26 protein-coding genes are annotated in these 23,758 nt (G+C 66.7%); 16 read left to right on the top strand and 10 right to left on the bottom strand.

The features are described 5' to 3' along the window. Positions 1-3 precede the first annotated feature (3 nt). The 3 genes from ACT3UE_RS08375 to ACT3UE_RS08365 all read left to right on the top strand — a co-directional run bounded on the left by ACT3UE_RS08375 (position 4) and on the right by ACT3UE_RS08365 (position 3,499). On the top strand, positions 4-1,269 hold the full coding sequence (locus tag ACT3UE_RS08375) for an acyl-CoA dehydrogenase family protein (RefSeq protein WP_444566515.1): 1,266 nt from the start codon (positions 4-6) through the stop codon (positions 1,267-1,269). After that, positions 1,266-2,678 carry an LLM class flavin-dependent oxidoreductase gene (locus ACT3UE_RS08370; protein WP_444566514.1) on the top strand — a complete coding sequence of 471 codons (1,413 nt, stop codon included), beginning with the start codon at positions 1,266-1,268 and terminating at the stop codon, positions 2,676-2,678. The genes ACT3UE_RS08375 and ACT3UE_RS08370 overlap by 4 nt, the downstream gene beginning before the upstream one ends. A gap of 395 nt (positions 2,679-3,073) precedes the next feature. Then, positions 3,074-3,499: a CoA-binding protein gene (locus ACT3UE_RS08365; protein WP_444566519.1), complete on the top strand. Its 426-nt coding sequence runs from the start codon at positions 3,074-3,076 to the stop codon at positions 3,497-3,499. On the opposite strand, the gene ACT3UE_RS08360 is transcribed toward ACT3UE_RS08365, so the two are convergent. After that, entirely contained in the window at positions 3,496-4,314 is an 819-nt protein-coding gene (locus ACT3UE_RS08360; RefSeq protein WP_444555349.1) for a DUF1206 domain-containing protein, read from the bottom strand. The genes ACT3UE_RS08365 and ACT3UE_RS08360 overlap by 4 nt on opposite strands. A gap of 9 nt (positions 4,315-4,323) precedes the next feature. Continuing rightward, a complete protein-coding gene (locus ACT3UE_RS08355) occupies positions 4,324-5,556 on the bottom strand; it encodes an MFS transporter (protein ID WP_444555348.1) in 1,233 nt (410 codons plus the stop codon). 113 nt (positions 5,557-5,669) lie between these two features. On the opposite strand from ACT3UE_RS08355, the gene ACT3UE_RS08350 reads away from it, so the two are divergent. Further along, on the top strand, positions 5,670-7,154 hold the full coding sequence (locus ACT3UE_RS08350) for a mannitol dehydrogenase family protein (protein WP_444566513.1): 1,485 nt from the start codon (positions 5,670-5,672) through the stop codon (positions 7,152-7,154). A gap of 35 nt (positions 7,155-7,189) precedes the next feature. Here the strand turns inward: ACT3UE_RS08350 and ACT3UE_RS08345 are convergent, their stop codons facing one another. Together ACT3UE_RS08345 and ACT3UE_RS08340 are read right to left on the bottom strand one after the other, a co-directional pair. Then, positions 7,190-8,593, bottom strand: coding sequence for an FGGY family carbohydrate kinase (locus ACT3UE_RS08345; protein WP_444561721.1), 1,404 nt, complete (start codon positions 8,591-8,593; stop codon positions 7,190-7,192). Beyond that, positions 8,590-9,552: a sugar-binding transcriptional regulator gene (locus ACT3UE_RS08340; protein ID WP_444555345.1), complete on the bottom strand. Its 963-nt coding sequence runs from the start codon at positions 9,550-9,552 to the stop codon at positions 8,590-8,592. Before ACT3UE_RS08340 ends, ACT3UE_RS08345 begins: the two co-directional genes overlap by 4 nt. Before the next feature lie 158 nt (positions 9,553-9,710). Between ACT3UE_RS08340 and ACT3UE_RS08335 the strand changes: the two genes are divergently transcribed. The 5 genes from ACT3UE_RS08335 to ACT3UE_RS08315 all read left to right on the top strand — a co-directional run bounded on the left by ACT3UE_RS08335 (position 9,711) and on the right by ACT3UE_RS08315 (position 13,721). After that, complete coding sequence (locus ACT3UE_RS08335) at positions 9,711-11,078, top strand: ABC transporter substrate-binding protein (protein WP_444555344.1); 1,368 nt, start codon at positions 9,711-9,713, stop codon at positions 11,076-11,078. A 3-nt stretch (positions 11,079-11,081) separates the two neighbouring features. Continuing rightward, positions 11,082-12,038: a carbohydrate ABC transporter permease gene (locus ACT3UE_RS08330; RefSeq protein ID WP_444555739.1), complete on the top strand. Its 957-nt coding sequence runs from the start codon at positions 11,082-11,084 to the stop codon at positions 12,036-12,038. Beyond that, positions 12,035-12,922 (top strand): carbohydrate ABC transporter permease, encoded by an 888-nt coding sequence (locus ACT3UE_RS08325; protein WP_444555738.1) that lies wholly within the window; start codon positions 12,035-12,037, stop codon positions 12,920-12,922. The genes ACT3UE_RS08330 and ACT3UE_RS08325 overlap by 4 nt, the downstream gene beginning before the upstream one ends. A 76-nt stretch (positions 12,923-12,998) precedes the next feature. Beyond that, a complete protein-coding gene (locus tag ACT3UE_RS08320) occupies positions 12,999-13,388 on the top strand; it encodes an MmcQ/YjbR family DNA-binding protein (RefSeq protein ID WP_444555737.1) in 390 nt (129 codons plus the stop codon). 9 nt (positions 13,389-13,397) lie between these two features. Further along, positions 13,398-13,721 (top strand): putative quinol monooxygenase, encoded by a 324-nt coding sequence (locus tag ACT3UE_RS08315; RefSeq protein ID WP_444555736.1) that lies wholly within the window; start codon positions 13,398-13,400, stop codon positions 13,719-13,721. 27 nt (positions 13,722-13,748) lie between these two features. Here the strand turns inward: ACT3UE_RS08315 and ACT3UE_RS08310 are convergent, their stop codons facing one another. Beyond that, the gene (locus ACT3UE_RS08310; RefSeq protein ID WP_444555735.1) at positions 13,749-14,201 is read right to left on the bottom strand and encodes an OsmC family protein; all 453 of its coding nucleotides are present in this window, start codon (positions 14,199-14,201) and stop codon (positions 13,749-13,751) included. 82 nt (positions 14,202-14,283) lie between these two features. Between ACT3UE_RS08310 and ACT3UE_RS08305 the strand changes: the two genes are divergently transcribed. Further along, positions 14,284-14,523, top strand: coding sequence for a hypothetical protein (locus ACT3UE_RS08305; RefSeq protein ID WP_444555734.1), 240 nt, complete (start codon positions 14,284-14,286; stop codon positions 14,521-14,523). A gap of 34 nt (positions 14,524-14,557) precedes the next feature. On the opposite strand, the gene ACT3UE_RS08300 is transcribed toward ACT3UE_RS08305, so the two are convergent. Further along, positions 14,558-15,997, bottom strand: coding sequence for a sodium/glutamate symporter (locus ACT3UE_RS08300; RefSeq protein ID WP_444555733.1), 1,440 nt, complete (start codon positions 15,995-15,997; stop codon positions 14,558-14,560). Positions 15,998-16,239: 242 nt separating this feature from the next. Then, complete coding sequence (locus ACT3UE_RS08295; RefSeq protein WP_444555732.1) at positions 16,240-16,602, bottom strand: VOC family protein; 363 nt, start codon at positions 16,600-16,602, stop codon at positions 16,240-16,242. Between the two features lie 67 nt (positions 16,603-16,669). Here ACT3UE_RS08295 and ACT3UE_RS08290 point away from each other — a divergent pair, with 67 nt between their 5' ends. Genes ACT3UE_RS08290 through ACT3UE_RS08280 form a run of 3 tightly spaced genes read left to right on the top strand, consistent with a single transcriptional unit; the run spans position 16,670 to position 20,015 of the window. Beyond that, positions 16,670-17,137 (top strand): MepB family protein, encoded by a 468-nt coding sequence (locus tag ACT3UE_RS08290; RefSeq protein WP_444555731.1) that lies wholly within the window; start codon positions 16,670-16,672, stop codon positions 17,135-17,137. Between the two features lie 35 nt (positions 17,138-17,172). Continuing rightward, positions 17,173-18,531 (top strand): APC family permease, encoded by a 1,359-nt coding sequence (locus ACT3UE_RS08285; protein ID WP_444555730.1) that lies wholly within the window; start codon positions 17,173-17,175, stop codon positions 18,529-18,531. Between the two features lie 20 nt (positions 18,532-18,551). Continuing rightward, positions 18,552-20,015: a DUF1990 family protein gene (locus ACT3UE_RS08280; RefSeq protein WP_444561722.1), complete on the top strand. Its 1,464-nt coding sequence runs from the start codon at positions 18,552-18,554 to the stop codon at positions 20,013-20,015. Between the two features lie 28 nt (positions 20,016-20,043). Here the strand turns inward: ACT3UE_RS08280 and ACT3UE_RS08275 are convergent, their stop codons facing one another. Then, positions 20,044-20,829 (bottom strand): AmiS/UreI family transporter, encoded by a 786-nt coding sequence (locus tag ACT3UE_RS08275; RefSeq protein ID WP_444554496.1) that lies wholly within the window; start codon positions 20,827-20,829, stop codon positions 20,044-20,046. Positions 20,830-21,020: 191 nt separating this feature from the next. Here ACT3UE_RS08275 and ACT3UE_RS08270 point away from each other — a divergent pair, with 191 nt between their 5' ends. Genes ACT3UE_RS08270 through ACT3UE_RS08260 form a run of 3 tightly spaced genes read left to right on the top strand, consistent with a single transcriptional unit; the run spans position 21,021 to position 22,327 of the window. Continuing rightward, a complete protein-coding gene (locus ACT3UE_RS08270; RefSeq protein ID WP_444554497.1) occupies positions 21,021-21,491 on the top strand; it encodes a hypothetical protein in 471 nt (156 codons plus the stop codon). 6 nt (positions 21,492-21,497) lie between these two features. Beyond that, positions 21,498-21,800, top strand: a complete 303-nt coding sequence (locus tag ACT3UE_RS08265) for a transcriptional regulator (protein ID WP_444554498.1) — start codon at positions 21,498-21,500, stop codon at positions 21,798-21,800. Further along, positions 21,800-22,327: a hypothetical protein gene (locus ACT3UE_RS08260; RefSeq protein WP_444554499.1), complete on the top strand. Its 528-nt coding sequence runs from the start codon at positions 21,800-21,802 to the stop codon at positions 22,325-22,327. The genes ACT3UE_RS08265 and ACT3UE_RS08260 overlap by 1 nt, the downstream gene beginning before the upstream one ends. Before the next feature lie 50 nt (positions 22,328-22,377). On the opposite strand, the gene ACT3UE_RS08255 is transcribed toward ACT3UE_RS08260, so the two are convergent. Beyond that, the gene (locus ACT3UE_RS08255; protein ID WP_444554500.1) at positions 22,378-23,184 is read right to left on the bottom strand and encodes a MerR family transcriptional regulator; all 807 of its coding nucleotides are present in this window, start codon (positions 23,182-23,184) and stop codon (positions 22,378-22,380) included. Further along, complete coding sequence (locus tag ACT3UE_RS08250; protein WP_444554501.1) at positions 23,177-23,713, bottom strand: VOC family protein; 537 nt, start codon at positions 23,711-23,713, stop codon at positions 23,177-23,179. Before ACT3UE_RS08250 ends, ACT3UE_RS08255 begins: the two co-directional genes overlap by 8 nt. Positions 23,714-23,758: the final 45 nt, after the last annotated feature.

The following is a 23,758-nucleotide window of genomic DNA, read 5'->3' as shown; positions in this document are numbered from 1 at the left end:
ACCATGAGTGAAACCACCACCACCCCACCGGCCTTCGACACCCCCGTACCGGAGGGCTCCGAAGCCCGCTATCTTGCCCTGGCCGCACGCTTCCGCCCCGTCTTCGACGCCATCGCCGTCGACGCCGTCGCCCGCGAACAGGACCATGTGCTTCCCTTCGAACAAGTCGGGTGCCTCCAGGAGGCCGGTTTCACCACCTTGCGGGTGCCGGCCGAATACGGCGGGGACCCGGTGAACCATGAACACCTGTTCCGGCTGCTGGTGGAATTGGCTGCCGCCGATTCCAACGTGGCCCATCTGCTGCGATCACATTTTTCCTTCGTCGAAACCATTGCCTTGCAGCCGCGGGACTTCCGCGACACCTGGTTCCCGCGGGTGCTGGCCGGGCAGATCTTCGGCAACGCGGCCACCGAACGCGGCGGCAACGCCCTGGGCACCACGGCGACGAAACTGACACGGCACGACGGCGGCTGGGTCCTCAATGGTGCGAAGTACTACACCACCGGCAGCATCTTCGCCGATTGGGTGGTGGTGCTGGCCAGTACCGAGGGCGTCGAAGGCCGGCAGTACGCCGTCGTCCCCACCGATGCCGACGGGGTGGCCATCCACGATGACTGGGACGGCTTCGGCCAACCGTTGACCGGCACCGGAACCGCGATCTTCGACAACGTGGCCGTCGAGTCCTCCAACATCATTTCCCGCAAGGTCACCAGCACGCTGGAACCGGCGTTCTTCCAACTGGTCCTGCTGGCCGTGCTGGCCGGGATCGGCCGGGCCGCCCTGTGCGACGCCTCCGAACTCGTCGCCGCCCGCACCCGCACGTTCAATACCGGCTCCGGCGGACTCTTCCGCGATGACGCCCAGATCCAGGAACACGTCGGGACCCTCGCCGCACGGGTCTATGCCGCCGAAGCAGTGGTCGCGGCCGCGGCCCGCGACTTGGATGCCGCCGTCGACCCGGCCCTGGGCCTGGACACCGAGGCGGCATTCCTGCGCGCCGAACTCGCCGTGCAGAAAGCCCAGGTGGCTGTCCCGCCGCTGGTGCTCGACGCCGCAGGGGCCCTCTTCGACGTCACCGGGGCCTCCGCCACCAGCCGCGGAAAATCCCTGGACCGGCACTGGCGCAACGCCCGCACCGTGGCCACCCACAACCCGGCGGCCTTCAAGGCCCGCTCCGTCGGTGACTTCCATATCAACGCCACCATCCCCACCGGCCTGAACAGCATCGGTGAAGCCACCACGACCCCGAAGGGCCACGACCGAACATGAGCACCCACCACCGCCCGCGCCTGCTGCTGAGCGCCTTCGTGATGAACACCCCCAGCCATATCCTGGGAGGCCAGTGGCGCCACCCCGAGGCGCAACAGCACCGCTATAACGAACTCGGACTCTGGGTGGATCTGGCCCGCCAACTCGAGGACGCCAAATTCGATGCCCTGTTCTTCGCCGACGTGGCGGGCCTCTACGGCAACCATGAGGGCGGGTGGGCCTCCCTGGTGGAGAAGGGTCTCCAGGTTCCCTCCAACGACCCGCTGGTGCTGGCCTCCGCGCTGGCCGCGACGACCTCACAGATCGGCTTGGCGCTGACCAGCTCGGTGGTGCAGTCCGAACCGTTCCAGATGGCCCGCCAGTTCTCCACCCTGGACCACCTTTCGGGTGGCCGGGTGGCCTGGAACATCGTGACCAGCGTGCTGGAGAACTCCCACCGCAACTTCGGGGCGACGGGCCTGGCCGCCCACGCGGACCGCTATGACTGGGCCGAGGAGTACGTGGCGGCGGTCTATAAGTTGTGGGAAGGGTCCTGGGAGGACGGGGCGGTGCTGGCCGATAAGCAGGACGGCCGCTATGCCGATCCGGCCCGGGTGAATAAGATCCACCACCAGGGCCCGCGCTATTCGATCGAAGGCCCGCATCTGTGCTCGCCCAGCCCGCAGCGCACCCCGTTCCTCTTCCAGGCCGGCAGCTCACCGCGAGGCAAGGCCTTCGCTGCCACCCATGCCGAGGCCACGTTCCTGTTCGCCCCGACCACCGACTACGTGCGCAAACAAGCCACGGCCATCCGGGCGCTGGAGGCCGAAGCGGGCAGGTCACCGGGGGACGCGAAGATCTTCGCAGGACTGTCCTTCGTGGTGGGCAGCACCGAGGCCGAGGTCCGGCGCAAGGAGGCGGAGTACGACGACTACCTGGACCCCCACGCCCTGATCGCCCATATCGGCGGGGGCATCGGCGTGGACCTGGGGGGCCTGGACCTGGACACCCCGCTGGGCGATATCGAAACCGAAGGGGCCCGCGGAATCCTCGAAGCGGTCATCGCCTCGGTGCCCGGCGGAAAGCCGACCGTGGGGGATCTGGCCCGCTCGCGGGCGAAAGCACAACAGATCTCGGGGACCCCCGAACAAATCGTCGACGAACTCGAGCGCTGGCAGGACGCCGGGATCGACGGGATCAACATCGTCAACCAGATACTTCCCGGCTCCTATACCGACTTCATCGAGGGGGTCCTGCCGGAGTTGCGGGCCCGCGGTCTGGCCCAAAGCGAGTACGCGCCCGGCACCCTGCGGGAAAAGGTCTTCGGCCGGGGCGCCACTCTGGAAGACAACCACCCGGCCGCCGTCTACCGGGGAGCTTTCTCCGGTTGCTCGGCAGCGGCCACGCAGCAGGCAACCCCGGTGGGCTGACGGGCGTCGACGGGCCTTGTAGGGTGGTGGCCATGACGGAACCAGCACCGCAGAACCAACCGTCCGCCGCCGATCTGGCCGGGATCCCCGATCTGGAGATCCCCGCCGCCGAGATCCCGGAGGTCGACATGGCAGATGTCGACATCCCCGCGGCACCGGTCCGCCCACCCTCCACCGCCGGGGAACCGGGGTCGGAGGGCACGGAATCCGGGCGGACGGGCCGCCGCGGCGCGGTCGCCGAACCCGAGCTCCCCGAGGTCGAGGGCCCGCCGTTGGGCACCACCGATCCGCAGCTGCGCACCGGCGAACCGGTGCTGAACGTCTCCGATCCGGTGCTCTCGGAGCCGGTGCTGCGCGAACCGGTGCTCGGTGACGGTGGGACCGACGGTCCGCAATTGCGCCAGCACCACATCAACGATCCGGACACCATCCGGCGTTTGCTGACCACCCAGGCCCGGTGGGCCATCGTCGGACTATCCAATAATCCGCTGCGTGCCGCCGTCGGGGTGGCACGGATCATCCGTGACGACCTGGGCATGGACATCGTCCCGGTCTCGCTGAAGGGGGACACCGTCCACGGGGAGCGGGGCTACACCCGGCTCGACGAGATCCCCGGGACCATCGACGTCGTGGACTGCTTCGTGAACTCGCAGCGGGTCGGAGCGGTCGTGGACCAGGCCATCGAGATCGGCGCGAAGGCCGTATGGCTGCAGGTCGGGGTCGTCGATGAGGCCGCTGCGGCCCGCGCCACGGCTGCCGGGCTGGATGTGGTCATGGATGCCTGCCCGGCGATCGAGCGGCGCAACCTGATGCGCTCCTAGAGCCCGGCACCCTGTTTCATCTCGTCATAGCGCGAGCGCATGAACAAGAAGAGGGCGTAGGCCAGCAGGCCGACGGCGATCGCGATGAGGGCGAAGGACCCGAACGGCTGATCGCGCACTGCCTTCAGGGCCCCGTCCAGTCCGGTGGAGTCCTCGGGGTCGTGTTGTGCCGTGGAGACGACGATCAGCAGTCCCAGCGCGGCCAGAGTCAGCCCCTTGGCCACGTAACCCGCGGTGCCCAGGATCATCAGGGTGCGCTGCACCGTGGGGCTGGAGGGCCGGCGCAGGCTCTTGGTGAACTTTCTGGCCACGCCGGAGTAGATGAAGTAGATCCCGACGCCGATGACGACCAGACCGGCGATGATCAGGGCGACGCTTCCGGCGGGTGAGGACATCAGGGTGGCCGAAATGGACGTGCTCTGTTGGGAGGAGTCCTTTCCGGCGCCGAGGGCGTAGCTGCCGAACGTGGTGCCGATGGCCGCGAAGACGACGCCGGTGCCCGCCTGTTTAACGATGAAGCCGGCACCCTTGTGGCTGGGAACGACGGCCTGGGTCAGGCTCCAGATTGCCAGCAGGAGGCAGCCCAGGAAGCAGAGCCAGATCAGGATCCCGCCCCCGGGTTGCGCGGAGAGTGCCCTCATGGCGCCCGACTGGTCGGCGTCCCCGCCACGCGCCAAGGCCACGTTCAACGCCAGGAGGCCCAGCATGCCGTGCAGCACCCCGTTGGCCACGTAGCCGAGTCGGGCCGCGCGTTCGAACCACTCGCTGCGAGCTGCCTTGCGGGCTTCTGCGGCCGCCTTCTCGGTGTTCTTCATCCCCTGAGCCTAGGCCGAAGGAGCCGCCCGTTGGCGCATGAGCGCCAGAGGCAGAGTGGCCAGCGAGATTCCGGCGGCCACCAACAGGGCGATGGGGAAGGACAGCCCTGCGGCCAGGGCTCCCACGAGCACCGATCCCAGACCGGTTCCGGCATCAAAGCCCATGTTCCAGACGGCGCTCGCCGTCCCGTACTGGGAGGGCCTCACCGCCGAGAGGGAGAGCAGCAACGTGAGGTTCTGCAGGCCTCCGTAGGTGATGCCGATGATCGTCATGGCCACCAGCAGCAGGGGGACGCGGGTCGCGTCGGGATCCTTCACGGCCCAGGCTGCAAGCACGAGCCCGATGGCGGTGAGCAGGACCAGCGGCCACAGGAAGGCCTTCGTCCCGTGCCGGTCGGCCCAGGCGCCCAGACGCCACCGGCTGAGGGCCGCGGTCGCGGTGAGCAGGGCCAGTCCCCCGGTCGTCGCGGCGGGCGAGGAGCTCATCTGCGGGACGAAGGTGATCAGTGCCCCACCGGCGAGGGTGACGGCCAGCAGCAGGAGCATGGGACGGAGCAGTCCGCCCGGAAGCCGGGGGGCCCGTCGCTTCCCGGTCGTCGTGTTCTCCTCGGCCGGGGTCGCCGGGGCCGGGCGGCGACGGGATTGCTCGGCTTCGCGTTCACGTAGGGCCAGCGCCAGTCGCGGGGCCGCCACGATGCCCAGCAGCGGCAGGGTCCCCAGGGCGAAGACCGTCCAGAAGCCGATCGTGTCGGCCAACCAGGGTCCTGCAGGCAGCAGGAGCAGTTGGGGTACTGCGATCGCCGCGCCGTAGGCGCCGATGGCGGCACCATGCCTCGCCGGTGCCACCAGGTGGGCCACCGCCGCGGAACCGGTGACCGTCAGGATCCCGAACCCCACCCCACGGATCAGTGACAGGGCCAGGATCCAGCCGAGCTGGTCGGAGAGGAGCATGAGCAGGGACGGTCCGCCGAGCAGCAGCAGGCCGGCAGCCAGAACGCGACCAGTGCCCAGACGCTGGAGCAGCCGGGGGACGAACCCCTGGGTCAGGACGGTGGTCAGCAGCAGTGCGCCATTGACCAGGCCGGATCCGGCCTCGTCGGCGCCGCCGCGGACGGCCCACAGCGGGGCCATGGGTAGCAGGGCGGCGAATCCGGCGAATCCGGCGGCCGTCAGGGACAGCAATGCCGGCATTCCGGGGGCGCGCCACACCGAATTACCGCGGGAAGGATCTGAGCTGTTCACGAAGCCCCACCCTAGCAAGTGGGCCACCCTTCACTCGTATGCTCATTTGAGTATGGTGAGATGCTCATATGTTATGCTCTTGATTGTTAGCTACATCACGATCGGAGCACATCATGACTCGTCTGAATGCCGGGGCCCTGCCCGTACTGAAGGACCCGGTCTCCGTGCCCGGGTATCCGTTGGGGCAACGACGGATCGGCATCGTGCATTTCGGCGTCGGAGGATTCCACCGGGCCCACCAGGCGATGTATCTCGACGCGCTGATGAACGCGGGTCAGGACCTGGACTGGGCCATCTGCGGGGTTGGGCTCATGCCCCACGACCAGCGCATGCGCGATGTCATGTCCGACCAGGACGGGCTGTATACCTTGGTGGCCAAGGCCCCCGACGGAACCCGTGATGCCCGGGTCATCGGTTCCATCGCCCGTTACCTTTATGCCCCGGACGAACCCGAGCTGGTCCTGGAGCAGCTCACCGACCCGGAGGTGCGGATCGTGTCGCTCACCGTGACCGAGGGCGGCTACAACTACAACCCCTCCACCGGGGAATTTGATGCCACCACCCCAGCCGTCGCCGCGGATCTGGCCGAGGGGGCCGTGCCAACCACCACGTTCGGGTTCGTCACCGAGGCCCTGCGTCGCCGCCGAGCCGCCGGGATCGAACCGTTCACGGTGATGAGTTGTGACAACATCCAAGGCAACGGGCATCTGGCCGCGAAGGTCTTCACCACCTTTGCCCGGTTGAAGGATCCGGAGCTCGGGGCGTGGGTGGCCGAGCAGGTGCCCTTCCCGAACTCCATGGTCGATCGGATCACCCCGGTCACCACCGAGGCCGACCGGGCTGCCATTGCCGCCGAATACGGGGTTCAAGACGCCTGGCCGGTGGTCTGCGAGGACTTCATTCAATGGGTCCTGGAGGACAGATTCCCCACCGGGCGCCCCGACTGGGGGTCGGTAGGAGTCCAGCTGGTCGACGACGTCGAACCCTATGAGCTGATGAAACTGCGCCTGCTCAACTGCAGCCACCAGGGCATCGCCTACCTCGGTTATCTAGCGGGCTACCGCTTCGCCCACGAGGCCTGCTCCGACCCGCTGCTCGTCGAGTTCCTCCTCGCCTATATGGAACGCGAAGCCACCCCCACCCTCCAGCCCGTGCCGGGGATCGATCTGGACGCGTACCGGCACGAACTCATCGAACGGTTTGCCAACGAACAGGTCCAGGACACCCTGGCCCGTCTGGCCGCCGAATCCTCCGACCGGATCCCCACCTGGCTGGTCCCCGTGATCCGTGCGAACCTGTCCGACGGCGGTGCGGTGCGCCTCAGCGCCGCGATCGTCGCCTCCTGGGCCCGCTACGCCCGCGGCGTGGACGAGGCCGGGCAACCCATCGAGGTCGTGGACCGGCTCCGCGACCGGGTCCTGGCGGCGGCGGCCGCCCAGGATCAGGACCCGTTGGCGTTCCTGCGCGACCGGGAACTCTTTGGCGATCTGGCCGACCAGGAGGAGTTCACCCGGCCCTACCTGGAGGCGCTGGCCATCCTGGACGACGGCGGGGCGCTGGCTTTGTTGCGCACCTTGCGCGCGGATGGCTGGACGTAGGACTCCAACTCCCTGCTACTGCCTCGACGAGGGGCCTACACCCCGTAGAGGCGGGTGCGTTCGGTGGCGTAGAGGTTGCGGGATTGCGCGCCCCAGCCGGCTCCGGAGGGGCTGAGTCGGGTCTCGATCCGGCGTTCGAAGGCAGGAAGTTCGCCCGTCGCTGACCACACCGCCTGGCGGGCGGCCCCGAGTGCCACGTATTCGCCGGCTTCCAGGACGTCCACGTCGATACCCAGCAGTTCGGGGGCCACCGCGCGCAAGGATGCCGATCGCGCGCCACCGCCGATCAGTAGGGCCCGTTGGGCCGGTCGGGACACCTCGGAGAGGGCTTCGGCGGCATCGGCCAACGAGTTCATCACGGCCAGGACGGAGGACCGGGCCAGATTCTCCCGGGTCAACGAGGCCCGGCTCATTCCGGTCAGGCTCCCGGTGGCCCCGGGGAGGTTCGGCGTGCGTTCGCCATCGAAATAGGGCATGAGGTTCAGTCCTCCGGCCAACGGGTCCCCACAGGAGGCGAGCCGGTCGAATTCGGCCAGCCCAACGCCCAGCAGTTCGGCGGTGGAGGCCATCACCCGAGCCGAATTGATGACCGCGAGCAAGGGGAGATAGCCACCGGTGGCATCGGCGAAACCGGCCACCGCCCCCGTGGCATCCGCGGTGGGGCGATCTGGTACGGAGGCGAAAACGGTGCCCGAGGTGCCGATCGACACGGCGATTTCCCCGGATTGCAGGCCCAGGCCCAGGGCGGCTGCGGCATTATCGCCGGCGCCCGCCGAGACGACCGCACCGTCGGCCCCGAACTCGGGCAGGAGACGGCCTCCGACGGCATCCGGGGCGATCACCTCGGGTAGTTCGGGGGCGCGACCGAAATATTCGGTCAGCAGTTCCGGGAGGTATCCGGTAGCGGGGTGGTAGTAGGCGGTGCCGCTGGTATCCGAGCGATCGGTGAACCAGCGGCCCGTGAGCACGTGGTTCAGATAATCGTGGGGCAGCACCACGCGGTGTACCCGTGCCGCGGCTTCGGGCTCGTTCCTGGCCAACCAGGCCAGCTTCGTCAGGGTGAAGGAGGCCACCGGCACCGATCCCACTTCCCGGGCCCAGAAATCCGCCCCGTGGTCGGAGACCATGGCCGCGGCCTCGGGAGCGCTGCGGGTGTCGTTCCACAACAGCGCTTCGAAGACCGGTTCCCCGGACACGTCCAGGGCGACCATGCCGTGTTGTTGGGCGGCCAGCCCGACGCCGATCACCGTACCTGCCCCCGCAGGGTCTGCTTCTTTCCAGGCGCGGTGAAGGGCGGAGGCCCAGATCCGCGGATCGATGCTGGTCCCATCGGGGTGGGCCACCTTGGCCGAACGCAATTCGGTCCCGGTGGCGGCATCCAGGGCCAGCACCTTGCAGGACTGGGTCGAGGAATCAATGCCGACGACGACGTCGCTCATGCTGGATCCTCCGTCGCGGTTGCTTCAATCAGGTCAAGTTCCGTGGCCAGGGCGTGGGCCAGTGATGGGCCGAGGACCAAATGGTTCACGATTCCGGCGGCCACCGCAGCGCGGACCCCCGCGACACCGTCCGGGCTGGGGGCGACCATCACGACTTGCGGGGTGGCTTTCAGCTGGGCCAGCGAGACGGCGATGACACAATCATCGACCCCTGCCGCGGCCGCTGAACCGTCGGCGGCCAGCAGTCGGCCCGAGCATTCGGCGACGGTGCCCGCCGCGGTGGCGGCCTGACGCTGGGTGGGGGAGAGGCGTTCATAGACGGTTGACTTCCCGGGGACCCAATCGCCCAGGGCGACGACGGCGACATCGAGGTCCTCTGCCGCCTTCAGGGCGTCGGAGATCTCCGGCTGGCGGCGCAGACTCGCTGCCGTCTCGGCCGTTTCAAGGATGAGCGGGGCCGGCAGGGGCCAGGTCCGGCCACCGGCTGCTGCCCCGAGCCGATGGATCAGCGCCCCCGAACCGCTGCCGCCGGTGACCGTGATGGAGCCGGCGAGCTGGACGACGTCACAACCGGGCAGTGTTGGCAGGTGGCCGGCCATGGCCTGCAAGGTGCGCGACCAGGAGACCCCCAGTCGGCACCCCTCGGTGACGACCCCGGCGACGACTGCTGCTGCCGCACGGGCCAGTCGGTCGCGTTCGTCGAGGGCTCCCGTCGGGGTCGGAGCGATGGTCACCGACGTGATGCCCAGGGCGCGGGCCAGTTCCGCTTCTTCGACGGGTACGGCTGCAGGGCGACGGATGGTGATCTGCACGATGCCTTCGTGGCGTGCCTCATCAAGATAGCGGGCGACCTGGAAGCGGGAGATCCCGTGGGTTTTGGCGATCTCGACCTTCGAGGTGTTTTCGAGGTAGTACTCGCTGGCGATCTGCGCCAACATTTCCTCGTGCCGTTCGGGCATGGGGTGGATTCCTTCGTTTAGGTCGGCACTCCCTCGGGTCCGACTCATGTGAGTTGAATGTCTTGCTCAAATGATCTTATATGACTAGAGTCACATAACAAATGAGCACTTGATGGTTATCACATGAGCGAAGCGGTCGCTCGAGCGAGGAGCAGATAATGGCGATACGGGATTTTCCCCTCAGCCGCCGGGGATTCATGGGCGCCGGGATCGGTGCCGTGGCCGCTGCGGGGCTCAGCGCCTGCTCGGGACAGGCGACGGCGGGTGGGAAGACCAGCCTGATCGTGGCCATCGTCTCCAACCCGCAGATGAACGACGCGATCTCCTTGATGGATGACTTCCGGTCCAAGCATCCGGGCATCGACGTCCGCTTCGTTTCGCTTCCGGAAAACGAGGCCCGCGCGAAGATCACCGCCTCCGTCGCCACCGAAGGCGGGGAGTTCGACGTCGTGATGATCTCCAACTACGAGACTCCGATGTGGGCCGAGAACGGGTGGATCACCGATCTGGGTCCCTATATGGAACAGACCCAGGGCTACGACGCCCAGGATTTCATTCCGACCATCCGTGAGTCGCTCACCCATCAGGGAAGCCAGTACTCGGTCCCGTTCTACGGGGAGTCCTCGTTCGTGGTCTACCGCGAAGACCTCTTCGAGAAAGCGGGGCTGAGCATGCCCGAACAACCGACCTGGGAACAGATCCGCGGATTCGCGAAGGAACTGCACGCGCCGCAGAAGGGCTTCTCGGGGATCTGCCTGCGCGGGCTGGCCGGATGGGGCGAAGTGATGGCGCCGCTGGACACCGTCATCAACACCTACGGCGGGCGCTGGTTCGACGAGGACTGGAACGCCACCCTGGACAGCCCCGAGGTCCATGAGGCGGTGGCCGGATATGTCGACCTGGTCCGCAGCTACGGCCAACCCGGGGCGGCGACCTCGGGGTACGGCGACTGCATCACCCGGTTCTCCCAGGGCAACGCGGCCATGTGGTACGACGCCACGGCGATGGTCTCCTCCATCGAGGACCCGTCCTCGTCGAAGGTCACCGGAAAGACCAACTATGCCCTGGCGCCGGTGAAGGAGACCGAGTCGGCCGGCTGGCTCTACACCTGGGCGCTGGCCATCCCGCAAACCAGCCGGAAGAAGCAGGCCGCATGGGACTTCATCGCCTGGATGACCAATAAGGACTACCTGAAGCTGGTCGGCAACTCCATCGGCTGGGAACGGTTGCCCCCGGGCAGCCGCAAATCCACCTACGAGATTCCCGAATACGCCTCGATCGCCGAGGACTACGCGACACCGACGCTGAAGGCCATGGGCAATGCCACCCAGGACAAATCCATGATCCATCCGGTGCCCTACACCGGACTGCAGTTCGTGGGGATCCCAGAATTCCAGGACCTCGGCACCCGGGTGGCGCAGCAGATCTCCGCCTCCATCGCCGGCAGCCAAAGCGTCGAGGACGCGCTGCGCCAATCGCAGGACTTCGCGGCCACCGTGGCCCGGACCTACCAGAAGAAGGGCTAGGCCATGAGTACGTTGACCCGGACGGACCGCCAGCAGGCGGCCGCCGACTCCGCACCGCACGCAGCGCGACAGCGCCGTGCCCGGCGTAGGGAGGGCTGGAGCCGCCGGCTGCCGCTGCTTCCCGCGCTGATCTTCACCATCATCGTCACCCAGCTGCCCTTCCTGCTGACCATCTGGTATTCGCTGCGGTCCTGGAACCTGTTGCGTCCCGACGGCAACATCTTCGTGGGACTGCAGAACTTCGTGGACATCTTCTCCGATTCCACGTTCCGGGTCGCGGCCGTGAACTCGGTGGTGATCACGCTGGGCTGCGTGGCCGTCGCCCTGGTCCTGGGGACGTTCTTCGCGATTCTGTTGGACCGCGAATTCCTGGGCCGGGGGATCGTGCGGACCCTGCTGATCACCCCGTTCCTGATCATGCCGGTGGCCTCCTCGCTGCTATGGAGCGTTTCGATGCTCAACCCCAGTTACGGGATGGTCAACTGGGTGCTGGGGTTGGTGGGGATCGGACCGATCGACTTCACCTCCTCGCTCCCGCTGCTCTCGGTGGTCATCGCCCTGGTGTGGCAGTGGACCCCGTTCATGATGCTGCTGGTCCTGGCCGGACTGCAGGCCCAATCCAAGGACGTCCTCGAAGCAGCTTCGCTGGACGGTGCCGGCTGGTGGAAGACCTTCACCTGGGTGACCATGCCGCAGCTGCGCCGGTACATGGAACTGGCCGTGTTGCTCGGGTCGATCTACGTGGTCAACACCTTCGACCAGATCTACCTGATGACCGCCGGCGGACCGGGCACGGCCAGCGCGAACCTGCCCTTCTACATCTACCAACGCGCCTTCCTGGGCTTCGACATCGGCCAGGCGGCCGCCATGGGCGTCGTGGTGGTCATCGCCACGATCCTCATCGCCATATTTGCGCTGCGTTTGATCTTCCGCAGCTTCGACGACAAGGAGCTGTCATGAGCGCCACAACCCAACAAACCGCGGGGTCCGGCACCCGGGCCGAACGCCCGGAAGTCTATAAACCGCGACGGAAGGGGGTGGTCAGCGGAAGTCTGCTGACCACGTTCACCTGGGTCGCGGCACTGGTCTTCTTCGCCCCGATCGCATGGATGGTGATGACTTCCTTCAAGCAGGAGAACGTGGCCTCGTCGAGCCCGCCGAGCTTCTTCTTCGAACCCACCTTGGATCAGTACAAGGCAGTGCTGGGCTCCGATGCCGCCCCCTACTTCCTGAACTCGCTCATTGCCACCGGTGTTTCGACGCTCTTGGTGATTCTGTTGGCCATTCCTGCCTCCTATGCGTTGAGCATCCGGCCGGTGAAGAAGACCAATGACGTGTTGTTCTTCTTCATCTCCACCAAGATGCTTCCGATCGTCGCGGTCATCATGCCCATCTACGTGATCTCCGGTCAGCTGCGGGCGCTGGACAGCATCTGGACGCTGGTCATCCTCTATACGGCCATGAATCTGCCGATCGCCGTGTGGATGATGCGTTCCTTCTTCCAGGAGGTCCCCGGGGAGGTGCTCGAAGCGGCCTCGGTGGACGGGGCCGGACTGATCAAGACGCTGCGCTCCGTATTGATCCCGATGGTCACCCCGGGGATCGCGGCGACCGCGTTGATCTGTGTGATCTTCTCCTGGAACGAGTTCTTCTTCGCTCTGAACCTCACCGCCGCGAAGGCGGCGACGGTCCCGGTGTTCCTGATATCGCAGATGACCAGCGAGGGCTTGTTCCTGGCCCAACTCTCGGCGGCCTCGGTGCTGGCCTCGCTGCCGGTGGTCCTGGCCGGTTGGCTGGCCCAGAAGCAGCTGGTCCGTGGCCTGTCGATGGGTGCCGTGAAATAAACAGCAACCACGTCCTCCTGCGGTACGACGCCGGCACCCCTCGGGTGCCGGCGTCGTACCGCGTAGGATGCCGGGTATGGACGACTCCGCCTTCCGTGCCTATTGCCTCGGGTTGCCGGGGGTGTTCGAGGACCATCCGTTCGGCCCGGATGCCAGTGTGTTCAAGGTTTCTGGATCCCCCGAAGGGCGGGTGAAGATGTTCGCCCTGCTCTGGGACGGATCGGACCCGGCGCGCGCGAACCTGAAATGCGAGCCGGTCCTGGCCGACCAGCTGCGGGCCGCGCACCCTGAAATCACTCCCGGCTACCACATGAGCAAAAAACACTGGAACACGGTGGCCTGCGCCGGATCACTCGATGATGCCACGGTGCGTGACCTGATCGAGGACTCCTACGATCTGGTCGTCGAATCGCTTCCGAAGGCCGAGCGCGAACGCCTGGGGTGGAATGGGCTGGCTCGGGGATAGGCTGGGCGCATGATTTTCATCGTCGTCAAGTACAAGGTCAAGCCCGAATTCGTCGACTCGTTCCTCGAGATCACCCGGCCCTTCACCGAGGCCACCCGCGCCGAGGAAGGCAACCTCTGGTTCGAGTGGTCGCGCAGCGTCGAAGCGGAGAACGAGTTCGTGCTCGTTGAGGCGTTCCAGGACGGGGCCGGTGAGGCCCATGTGCGCAGCCAGCACTTCGCCGATGGCCTGGAGGCCATGCGCCCGACCCTGGCCGAAACACCGCTCATCGTCAGCCGCCAGGTCGAGGGCGAAGGCTGGGAGCAGATGGGCGAACTCCAGGTCGACGCCTGAAGCACGCCCCCTGCGATGGTCCCGGTTCTAGGCCGGTTCACCCGTGGAGACCTCGACGTCGAAGGCCACGGGGGTTCCGTGCTCGACGGTGCGTGAGACCGTGCAGTGCTTATCGTGGGAGAGCTTGACGAGGCGTTCGACCATGCTGGCCGCCTTCTGGCCCCCGGCGTCATCGCCGAAGGCCAGCTTGAACGCGAGATTCAGATTCTCCATCCGGCTGGCACCGCCCTCGTCGGCGATCTTGTCGCCCGAGGCGGTGACCTCGAATTGGGTGGGTTCGGCGCTACGTGAGGTGGCGACGTCCACATCGATCGCCGAGCAACCGGCGATGGCCGCCAAGAGCAGTTCCACGGGGGAGAGCAGCCCCTCGCCCTGGCCGAATTCGACCTCGGCTCCCGCGGCATTGCGGGCGGTGTAGTGGCCCGTCCGGTTACGTGACAATTCGATGGAACGGGTGCTGGAATCCTGGGTTTCACTCATGCGACCATCATGCCATCGGCGGATCGGTCCGCGGGGCGGGGGGATACGCTGGCGCTATCGACGTCACCGAGGAGGAACCCCCATGAATCGCCCGCACTCAGTGTCCGGCATGTTCGTCGCCACCCTCGTGCTGTGGCTGGTGTCCATCGGCTGCGGCATCGCCGCCGGACTCACGCTGAACTGGAACGCGGATCCGGGGCAGCAGATCCAGCCGCTGGTCGTCATCGGGGCCGTGGCCGCGGTGGGGTCGGCCATCTTTGCCCTCTGGACCGGGTGGCGGGCCTGCCGGGCGCTGGACTACCTGGTGGCCACCGCCCGGTAGTGCGGGCGTCACCGGCCCGCCCCGGCGCCCGGGATCATCCCTGGGCCGGGGAAGTCTCCGCCACCGAGGAGCGTCGCATCCGCTTGCCGTTGACCAGGCCGATGGACACCGAAGCGAGCAGCAGGACGCCCATGCCGATCAGCAAGGGGTAGGGCCCGAACTGGTAGATCAGGGGCATTGCTGCTGCCGTGATCAGCCCGCCGCCGAAGAACGGCTCGAAGACCAGTTGCTTATATCCGAAGGCCTCGTAGGCGGGGCTCTTGCCCTCGGGGTCGGCGATCCGCATGAGGATCAGGCCCGTCGCAGTGACCCCCATCGACTGCCCGAAGTCCCCGATCCCGCGTTCGAACCAGTACTTCGGGATGTAGCGGCGGGCGAGGAAGAACAACACGACCACGTTCCAGATGATGCCCACACCGGCCAGGAGCAGGAAGGGGCCGATGTTGGCGGCGATCGCCTTCAGCGACAGGGACGCCAGGGCACTGACGATCAGCAGGTCCAGGGCCAGGCCCTGGATGCGCATCATGGATCCACGGTCGATGAGGTGGGTCTTGCCGGTCTGGTCCAGGACGAGCTGGATGATGACCCCGCCGAGCATCGCCAACGGGAAGAGCGGAACGTATTCGAAGACCTGGACGCTGTCGGCCCAGGTGACGCTCTCGATCCACTGCAGCGCCGAGAGGAGCACCTGTCCGACGAGGATGGCCAGCGCGATGAAGGCCACGTGCAGCGTCATGCTTTCCACCGACGAGGAGCGCACGGTCAATTGCCCGGCCGAGGGCTGGTCGTCCTTGGAGTAGAGGCCCTTGAGCTCATTGTCCGGAAGCTTGGTCGAGGCGGAGATGACCTCGGTCCGCCCCGTGCGCACGGCCCAGTTGATGGCTGCGATCCCGATGACGATGCCGCTGACGATGCCGATCGTGGCCATGCCCAGCGCCAGGTCCGGTCCTTCGGTGAAGCCCAGTTCGTTCATGACCGGGGCCATGCCGGCTGCCGTGCCGTGGCCGCCTTCGAAGCCGATCTCGATCAGTGCCCCGGCCATGGGGGTCATCCCGAAGAGCGGGACCAGGACCAGGACGGCCAGGGCCAGGCCGAAGACGTACTGCCCGGAGGCGAAGGTGACGCCCAGGCTCAGTTGCGGGCCCAGCAGCCGGGCGGCACGTTTGGGGGAGGGGATCGATTCACCCATGAACAGTGCCGCGAACACCACGCTGATGAGCAGGCCGGGCAGCGTGCCCCAGACCTCGAGGATCTGCGTTCCGAAGAGGCCACCCTCGGCGAATCTGTCGGTACCGGCCAGCGAGGCCAAATTGCCGAACACGTAGGGTCCCAGCAGCAGGGCCAGGAATCCCCCGAGGATCGAGGCCGGCAGGAACAACTTCTGCGCGATCTTGCTACGTACCCGGATCAGCTTGCCGAGCAGGACGATGAGTCCCAACAGGGCAAGAGCCAGGCCCACGACGTCTGCCGACATGGTTCTCCGATTCTTGGTGGGCGGACGCTGTCACAGCAGCGGCGCGGTGGTCGATCGGCAATTATTGCGTGATGCAGGCCTCTCGGTCCACTCGGATCTTCGGCCCGGAGGCCGGTTCCCGTACCGCCGCGTGACAATTCGGTGCAATAGGTGAACAAGGTCACACGGTATTGGTTGAAACCGAGCAAATTCCGTGCGTTGTTTGCCGCGTCCTCAGGGCACCCCGGCGGTGGGGGCCGGGATCATTTCTGGTGGATCTGTACGCGGTGCCCGTCGGGGCCGTCGATGAAGGCAAACGAGCCCCACGGCTGGATATCGGGGTCGGTGACCGTGGCGCCGCGCTCGCGGAGCCAGCCGACGGTCGCGGCGATGTCCTCGCAGGCATAGGTCAGGTAGGCGCCCTCTCCCGCCTGCTTGCCGGCCTGGCCGGCATCGAGCAGCGCCATCGTGGTCGCTCCTTCCGCCGGGGCCAGCTCGAGCCATCGGGCGCCGTGGCCCATGTCCTGATCGGTGACGATCACGAATCCCAGCAGATCACGATAGAACCGAAGGGACGCGTCCTGATCCGAGACGTACAACATGGCGGTACCGATGCGGGTGATCATGCGCTCACGGTACGCGGAAGGGCCCCGCGGACCAAGGGGTGAAGCGCTGTCGCGCTAGGCTCACTGGATGCGCTTTTCCGCTTTCGACTGGTACGTCGAGCACACCCTGGGCCTGCGGACGGAATTCGTTCCCGTTGCCCCGGAGGAACAGAACAGCGATTACGAAGCAGGCAATGCACCGGTCTCAGGGCAGCGCTGGCGGTTGCGCACCGCCCGCGTCACCCCGACGAAAGCGGGAGCCTTCGTGGCCGTGTGGCGCCGATCCGAGCAGGGCGCCACCGAGCCCTTTCCGGCCGATGAAGAAATAGCGGGTCTCGCCGTATTCGTGGTGGAGGAGGACCAACGCCGGGGGCTCTTCTGGTTCACCGCGGCACACCTGCGCGAGCTGGGCATCACCAGTTCGCAGGGGCATCCCGGAAAACGGGGGTTCCGCGTCTATCCGGAATGGTGCACCGGCCTGAACCGGCAGGCTTCGAGAACCCAGGCGGCGCAGGCTCCGGCGTTTGTCCGGCTCGGAGCAACTTCAGGATCGTGAGCCCGGTCCGGGGGAAACTGCGACAGAATGGCAGGATGGACGCCAACGCCCCGGAATCCGCTCCGGCCCAGGGATCGCTCAAGCGCAGTCTGACATTGGGGCAGTTGGTCTTCTACGGTCTGGTCTTCATCGGTCCCGCCGCTGCCGTGGGCATCTATGGCACCCTCGACGCCAAGTCCGGGGGAGCGGTGGCGACGGTCTATGTCGTGGCCACCCTGGTCATGGCCTTCACCGCCTCCAGCTACATGCGCATGTCGCGGGAAATCCCCCGGGCCGGCTCCGTCTTCGCCTACGCCGGGGCCGGGATCGGGCCCCGCGCCGGGTATGTCTCGGGGTGGATGATCCTGCTGGACTACCTGCTCATCCCCTCGGTCGCCTACATGTTCACCGGCATCGCCCTGAACTCGTTGTTCCCGTCCGTGCCCATCTGGGTGTTCGTCGCCGTCGCCGTGGTGGGGACCACGGCGCTGAACCTGGCCGGGGTGCGTGTGGCCTCCAAGGTCATCACCGCCGTCGTACTCCTGGAGGTCCTGGTCCTGCTGATCGTGTTGGTCTGCGGTGCCTATGTGCTGGCGACGGCCGGACCGGAACGGCCCTGGCTCAGCCCGTTCACCGGGATCGGCGGCTTCTCGCTGACCGCGGTCCTGGCGGCCGTCTCCGTCGCGGTGCTTTCCTTCCTGGGCTTCGACGCCCTGGCCACGTTCGCCGAGGAGACCAAGGGGACCGTCCGGCTCGTCGGCCGGGCGACACTGATCTGCCTGGTGGCGGCCGGACTGCTCTTCGTCGCCCAGACCTACGTCGGGGCACTACTTTCCACCACGACGCCTGCGCAGCTGGCTGCCGATCCGAGTCTGGAAGGTGCCGCCTACTATGTGGCCGTGGAGGACAGCATCGGCGAATGGCTGCACTGGTTGCTCGCCCTCTCCAAGGCGGCGGGCGCGGCCTTCGCGGCGATGGTCGGGCAAGGCGCGGGCAGCAGGATCATCATGGACATGGCGCGGGAGCGGCGCCTGCCGCACGCACTGGCCGCGGTTTCGGAGCGGACCGGGGTGCCGGTACGCAGCATCCTGATCACCGCCAGCGGGAACATCGTCGTCGCCGTCTGGGCGGCCACCCGGGCCGACGGGCTCGATATCCTCAGCTCGATCGTGAACGTCGGGGCGCTGACGGCGTTCATCCTGCTGCACGTCTCGGTGATCGGCTACTACCTGGTGAAGCAGAAGGCCGCCGCGCGCGGGACCTGGTTCGCCCACGGCGCCATCCCGGTCGTCGGGGCCCTGATGCTCGGGGTGGTCCTTGCCTCGGCCACGCAGCTGGCACTGCTCGTCGGGCTCGTCTGGTTCGGTGTCGGGCTCATCGTTGCCCTGGTCTCGCATCGGAGTAGCCGAACCTGACCCGGGAGTAGGCTCGGGGAATGGACCTGTTGGCACCTTTGAGAACCCGTTTGCGGATGACCTTCGCCGGCCAAACCGAAACTGTTCCTGCCTGGGAAGACGCGTTGGAGAACGGCGAGGATGCCGGATACTTCAACGCCGGATCCGTCGTCTGGCAGGTGAACGGGGGCACGACGCCGATTGCCGCCGGGATCCGTGCCCTCCTGATCCAGGCCCTGCATCCGGGCGCGCTCGCCGGCGTCGCCGAGCATTCGAATTACCGCGAGGATCCGCTGGGTCGACTCGCGGGAACCATCCGCTGGATCTTCACACTCACTTACGGCGATACGGTCGCCGCCCACGAAGCCTGCCGGTATGTCCGCAAACTCCATGTTCCGGTCCGGGGGGAGTATATGGACGCGCAGGGTACCGGCCGTCGCTACTCGGCGAACGACCCCGGGCTGTCCGAATGGGTCCACCTGGCCTTCACCGACGCATTCCTGCGTTCCTACGAACTCTTCCGCGGCCCCGTGCCAACACGGCTCGGTGGTGCCGACGCCTATGTCGGCCAATGGGCGAAGGCCGGTGAACTCATGGGGGTCATCGATCCACCGCGCACCGACGCCGAATTGCGTCAACGCCTTCAGGGGTACGACGACGAGGGCCTCCTGGCCGGTGGTCCTCGCGTGGATGAGGTGGTGTCCTTCCTGAAGAACCCTCCGCTGGATCCGATGCTGATGCCCGGCTACCGCCTGCTCTTTGCCGCCGTCGTTGATTCCCTTCCGGGGCGGTACCGCGACCTGCTCGGGCTCTCAGCCCCTGCACTGGGACTGCCCGGCGGCCGTCAGGTCCACGTTCCCGTACGCTCCGGCGCGAAGGCGTCGTTGGCCGTCATCGGTGCCGCCTTGGGCAAACAGGGGCCCAGCGAGCTGGCGGCACTGCGCCGGCTCGCCCGGATCGGCCAGCCCGGGGATCTGACCTACACCGATTATGGGTTGACCGAACTCGGGCACGCGCCGGCGGGTTACCGAACCGTCAGGCGGCGCTCACGCGTCGGGGCCGGCGAGGACGCGTTCCGCCGCCTGGCCGACGGGATCCTGGATTGGCAGATGCACCGCGGTGCCGGACTGAGGGTGCCGGAGGATACCCCGCGGGCGAGCCCGGGCGTCCGCGTCGTCTCCGGCATGGGGATCGGACCGATCCGGGTGCCCGCGCCCTGCCGGGTGTTGTGGAGCCTGGAGCCGGAGGCTGCGGATCCGGATACCGGGCCGCGCCGGGCCGGCTTCGGCTACGGAACCCTGAAGGGCCATCCCGTGGCGGGGGAGGAGGCCTTCACCGCCGTGCTAGATGACGAGGGCACCGTCTGGTTCGAGGTCCTGGCCTACTCGAAGCCGGCCAACTGGTTGATGCGGGCTGCGGCACCGGTGACCCACCGAACCCAGGAGTGGGTGACTCGGGCCTACTTCGAATCCGCCGAACGGTTGGCCGACGGCCGCCTGTCCTGAGGATGGACCGCGGAAGAATCCCGAGGAATCAGGGGCGGGGCGCCCGGCGGCGCAGAGGACTGTTGACCACGCGGCGGGAGGATCTGGACACCGGGGGGTTCGAGATGACGATCTGGGATCCCTGTTCGCTGCGCTCGGTGCGGGCGATCAGATCCGGGAGAGTCGGGACGTCACCGCCGTCGATTTCGTCGCGGAGCTGCGGCAACGGTGGAGATTGCGGCCGACCCACACCTTGGCGTCCCAACATCAGCGAGACAAGCAGGGCGAGTGCTCCCGCCACCGCGAGGATGCCCGCCCAGAGCCAGGTGCTCTGGAAGGCGCCGGAGAGCAGCAGCAGGGCGGGGATCGTGGCCGAGAGATGGGCGATGAGCACGGTGAACCAGCCGGTGGCGGCGGTCAGCGACTCCATGCCCAGGGCAAGGACGAGGTAGAACATCAGCCACAGGATGGTCCATAAAAGCCAGATCACCCCGAAGACCGGATCCCCGACGAGGGTGAACTGCAGATAGGACATCACGACCGCGACGCCGGAGACGAACAGCGAAAACCAGCCGACCCCTTCGCCATCGAGCCCGAAGGTGATGTTGAAGGCGATGTAGAGGTAGGTGAACCCGAACAGGTACAGGCCCGAGGCGGAAAGCGTCATGGCCGGGTCGCCGCCGGACTGGGCGATGATGATGGTGGGGAAGATGACCTGCATGGCCCCGACGAAGTAGTTCATCGGGGCGGCAGCGCGTCCGGGGACGAAACCCAGCAGCATCAGGCCGTTGATGAAGAGCACGGCGCCGACATACAGCAGTCCGACGTTTCCCATGGGGAACTCCTTGTGAAGTCGTGTTGACCGGTGGAGGTCCCCGAAAGGTGGGCCAGCATTTGGCGGCGCACGCGAGGGTGGTCGATGAGGCCCATCATAGTCGTGAAACAGGGCCCGACCAACGCGAAGCCGGTGTCGCTGAAGGATGAAAATGTCTTTCCTGTATGGCAAGACAAATGTAGTCTGGCCGCATGGATTCCGATGACACCCCCAATGCGGCCCAGGCCGGGGAGTCGCTTGTAGCACTCGGCGCCGTCGGTGAACTGAATGCCGAACGCCTGCAATGCCCACCACGCTATTGGTTCCTGGTGGGCTTCATCCTTGCCGTCCTGGCCCTGGTGCCACTGGTCACCGATCTGCTGTCGATGCCGGCGGCCCTGCTGGTGCTGCCGGGAGCGATCCTGGTGGTCTTCCTCTTCGCCTCGTGGAAGCAGCCCAGCGCGGTGCGCCATATCCGCCTGCACGGTTCCATGTGGTTGCCCTTTCTGGGCGGCGTGCTGGTGGTGGGGTTCATCGGAGGAATCAACTCCGCCCTCTACGACACCCATGGTTGGTGGTGGATTCCGGTCATTGCCGCCGTGGTGTTGTTCTGCCTGGGCACGATCGGCGGACCGGCGCTGGACCGGTATTGGGCCCGTCGCGTCCGGAACCCGCGGGACTGAGCCGTCATGAGCCAGGACGGGTTCGACCCGGTGATCCACCCCCTTCCACGGCTGCGGATCTGTGCCCTGCTGGAGCCGGTCCGCGGCGAAACCTTCGGGAGGGTCCGTGACCTGCTGGGGTTCACCGACGCGACGTTGAGCAAGCACGTCCGGGTGCTGATCGATGCCGGCTATCTCGAGCCGACGAACGCGGTACGCGCGGGACGCCGTCCCGTCACCCTGGCCATGACCCGTGCCGGCAGGGTGTCCTTCCGACTCCATATCGACGCACTGAACCAGCTAGCCGAAACTCCGAAGGAGACCAACTGATGACAGGAAGCACCACACCAGCTTCGGCCGGACGGACTCCGGCCACAGTGCTCGGTCGTGCCGGGGCCAGCGGGGCTGCCGTCGGGCTCTGGTACGCACTGCCCGATTATGTGGATCGGCGCCGGTCGCGGGTCCTGGCCAAGCTGGCGATCCTTGCAGGGGCGGGCGTCGTGTTCGCCCGTCGACAGGATCCGGATTCATCGCCGACTGCGCCGTCGGCAGTGGGAACGACGCCGGGGCGCGGCCCCGGGCCTCTGGATACCGCCGGCCAGGGGCAGCTCGCAGACGAAACGGCGGGAACCAGGGCCCGCCTCAAGAACCTGAACCCCGGGCTAGTGATCGGACTGGGTGCCACGATCCTGATAGTGGGCATCGGTGCGAACATCGCCACCGAACGCTGGATCCATCGGTTCGGCGAACGCCTCAAGGCCAACGGATCCAGCCGCCCCCATACGGCCATCGGTTTGATAGCCGGGAGTCTGACCGCCCTGGCGAGCCTGGATGATCTCCCGTCTCCACGGGAATGAGGAAAGTGACGATCTCACTCGTCTAAGATCATCACTTTCCATAACGGGGCCTAGTGCCAGCTTGCGGTGTCGGGGTCGATGCCGTGGTTGCGGGCGTTGGCATCGATGCTTTGACGGAACCATGCCGCAAGGCCGGTACGGACGCCGTCGTAGTGAGCAGCGAACGCCGGATCAGACTCATACATACGACCGAGACAGACCTGCATCTGTCGGGTGAGGGAAAAGTATGAGGCCGAGAACACTGCGCGGTGACGTTCCACGAGTAGCTGCGCTTCCGGGCTGCCAGGTGTGAAACCGGCCTGCATGGACTCCCCGAGGGAACGGTCGAGGTCGGCCATGGTATCGGCGATGGATTGCCATTCCGCCGGACTACGGGTGGCTGATTGCTCGGCATACTGCTGCCATTGGGGCGTGCCTTCGTAGCGTTGGCGGGCTTGGGCCGACCAGTCAGGGTTCCACCGCGGGCCGAAGATGGCCGTCTGTTCCTGGACGGTCAGCAGCAGGCCGTGCTCATGGGCGTCGATCATTCGATCCAGTCCGGCACCGAGCTGCTGGAGATGCTCGATCCTGTCGGCGACGTGCTGGCGTTGGGTGCGCAGGGCGGCCGGTACGTCCGTCGCTGAGTCGTCGAGGATGGCACGGATTCTTTCCAATCCGAGGCCGAGCTCGCGGTAGACGACGATTCTGTGGAGGCGTTCCAAATCAGCGGCGGTGTAGAGCCGGTATCCGGTAGGCGTGCTCAGCGAGGAGCGCGCCAGGCCAATCTCATCCCAGTGGTGTAGCGCGCGGATGGTTACGCCCAGTCGCGTCGCGGCCTGACCGACGGTCAGGCCATCGGCAGAAGTTGCCTCAGGCATGCTCCTGATTCTCCCCTGGACGGCCCTCCGAAGGGGTGATCCCGATATCTTCAAGATTCCGCGCCTCCTGGCTGGCCGGGTCAAAGGGCTTGGCCGCGGTGAAGACGACCCGGGCGTTCTCTGGGGTGATCACCTCGACATCACGAGTGTTCCACGGGGTATCTCGGGGTCCCGCGACCGAGCCAGGGCGCAAGGCGCGGCAGGCTTCAACCAAGGCATTGATCTGGCCCAGGACGCCCGCGAAACTGAAGCCGATGGCCGGGGGCTGGTCTGGAATGCTCCGCGCCTGGACGAGAAGCACGTCCTGGAAGGCCCACCGGCGCAGATGTACCAGCGTGCCGGGGATGCTGAAGAGTTCGAAGAACCCGAGTCCACGAATCCAGAAGTCCACGGATTCCTCCAAATCGCACGACGGAATCGTGACGAATGCGGGCATCCCATAGATGCCGCGGAAGGGTTCCGGCGGCACCGCTTCCGGTGTGGGTACGGGTACGGGGCTGATGTCGAATGCGTTGTAGTAGTCGCTCATGTACCCCAGCCTCCGGCCTCACGCTACGTGAGGGTCAAGCCGTCG

It is taken from the genome of Arthrobacter sp. 179 (assembly GCF_052379645.1).
GTDB lineage: Bacteria > Actinomycetota > Actinomycetes > Actinomycetales > Micrococcaceae > Arthrobacter_H.
Note: the sequence above shows the minus strand (reverse complement) of the source record. Positions and strands in the feature narration are given on the sequence as shown.

Coding starts and splice junctions, on each gene's coding strand:
- ACT3UE_RS08375 (WP_444566515.1), top strand. CDS start 4: ATGAGTGAAACCACCACCACCCCACCGGCCTTCGACACCCCCGTACCG.
- ACT3UE_RS08370 (WP_444566514.1), top strand. CDS start 1,266: ATGAGCACCCACCACCGCCCGCGCCTGCTGCTGAGCGCCTTCGTGATG.
- ACT3UE_RS08360 (WP_444555349.1), bottom strand. CDS start 4,314: ATGAAGAACACCGAGAAGGCGGCCGCAGAAGCCCGCAAGGCAGCTCGC.
- ACT3UE_RS08350 (WP_444566513.1), top strand. CDS start 5,670: ATGACTCGTCTGAATGCCGGGGCCCTGCCCGTACTGAAGGACCCGGTC.
- ACT3UE_RS08345 (WP_444561721.1), bottom strand. CDS start 8,593: ATGAGCGACGTCGTCGTCGGCATTGATTCCTCGACCCAGTCCTGCAAG.
- ACT3UE_RS08340 (WP_444555345.1), bottom strand. CDS start 9,552: ATGCCCGAACGGCACGAGGAAATGTTGGCGCAGATCGCCAGCGAGTAC.
- ACT3UE_RS08335 (WP_444555344.1), top strand. CDS start 9,711: ATGGCGATACGGGATTTTCCCCTCAGCCGCCGGGGATTCATGGGCGCC.
- ACT3UE_RS08330 (WP_444555739.1), top strand. CDS start 11,082: ATGAGTACGTTGACCCGGACGGACCGCCAGCAGGCGGCCGCCGACTCC.
- ACT3UE_RS08325 (WP_444555738.1), top strand. CDS start 12,035: ATGAGCGCCACAACCCAACAAACCGCGGGGTCCGGCACCCGGGCCGAA.
- ACT3UE_RS08320 (WP_444555737.1), top strand. CDS start 12,999: ATGGACGACTCCGCCTTCCGTGCCTATTGCCTCGGGTTGCCGGGGGTG.
- ACT3UE_RS08315 (WP_444555736.1), top strand. CDS start 13,398: ATGATTTTCATCGTCGTCAAGTACAAGGTCAAGCCCGAATTCGTCGAC.
- ACT3UE_RS08310 (WP_444555735.1), bottom strand. CDS start 14,201: ATGAGTGAAACCCAGGATTCCAGCACCCGTTCCATCGAATTGTCACGT.
- ACT3UE_RS08305 (WP_444555734.1), top strand. CDS start 14,284: ATGAATCGCCCGCACTCAGTGTCCGGCATGTTCGTCGCCACCCTCGTG.
- ACT3UE_RS08300 (WP_444555733.1), bottom strand. CDS start 15,997: ATGTCGGCAGACGTCGTGGGCCTGGCTCTTGCCCTGTTGGGACTCATC.
- ACT3UE_RS08295 (WP_444555732.1), bottom strand. CDS start 16,602: ATGATCACCCGCATCGGTACCGCCATGTTGTACGTCTCGGATCAGGAC.
- ACT3UE_RS08290 (WP_444555731.1), top strand. CDS start 16,670: ATGCGCTTTTCCGCTTTCGACTGGTACGTCGAGCACACCCTGGGCCTG.
- ACT3UE_RS08285 (WP_444555730.1), top strand. CDS start 17,173: ATGGACGCCAACGCCCCGGAATCCGCTCCGGCCCAGGGATCGCTCAAG.
- ACT3UE_RS08280 (WP_444561722.1), top strand. CDS start 18,552: ATGGACCTGTTGGCACCTTTGAGAACCCGTTTGCGGATGACCTTCGCC.
- ACT3UE_RS08275 (WP_444554496.1), bottom strand. CDS start 20,829: ATGGGAAACGTCGGACTGCTGTATGTCGGCGCCGTGCTCTTCATCAAC.
- ACT3UE_RS08270 (WP_444554497.1), top strand. CDS start 21,021: ATGGATTCCGATGACACCCCCAATGCGGCCCAGGCCGGGGAGTCGCTT.
- ACT3UE_RS08265 (WP_444554498.1), top strand. CDS start 21,498: ATGAGCCAGGACGGGTTCGACCCGGTGATCCACCCCCTTCCACGGCTG.
- ACT3UE_RS08260 (WP_444554499.1), top strand. CDS start 21,800: ATGACAGGAAGCACCACACCAGCTTCGGCCGGACGGACTCCGGCCACA.
- ACT3UE_RS08255 (WP_444554500.1), bottom strand. CDS start 23,184: ATGCCTGAGGCAACTTCTGCCGATGGCCTGACCGTCGGTCAGGCCGCG.
- ACT3UE_RS08250 (WP_444554501.1), bottom strand. CDS start 23,713: ATGAGCGACTACTACAACGCATTCGACATCAGCCCCGTACCCGTACCC.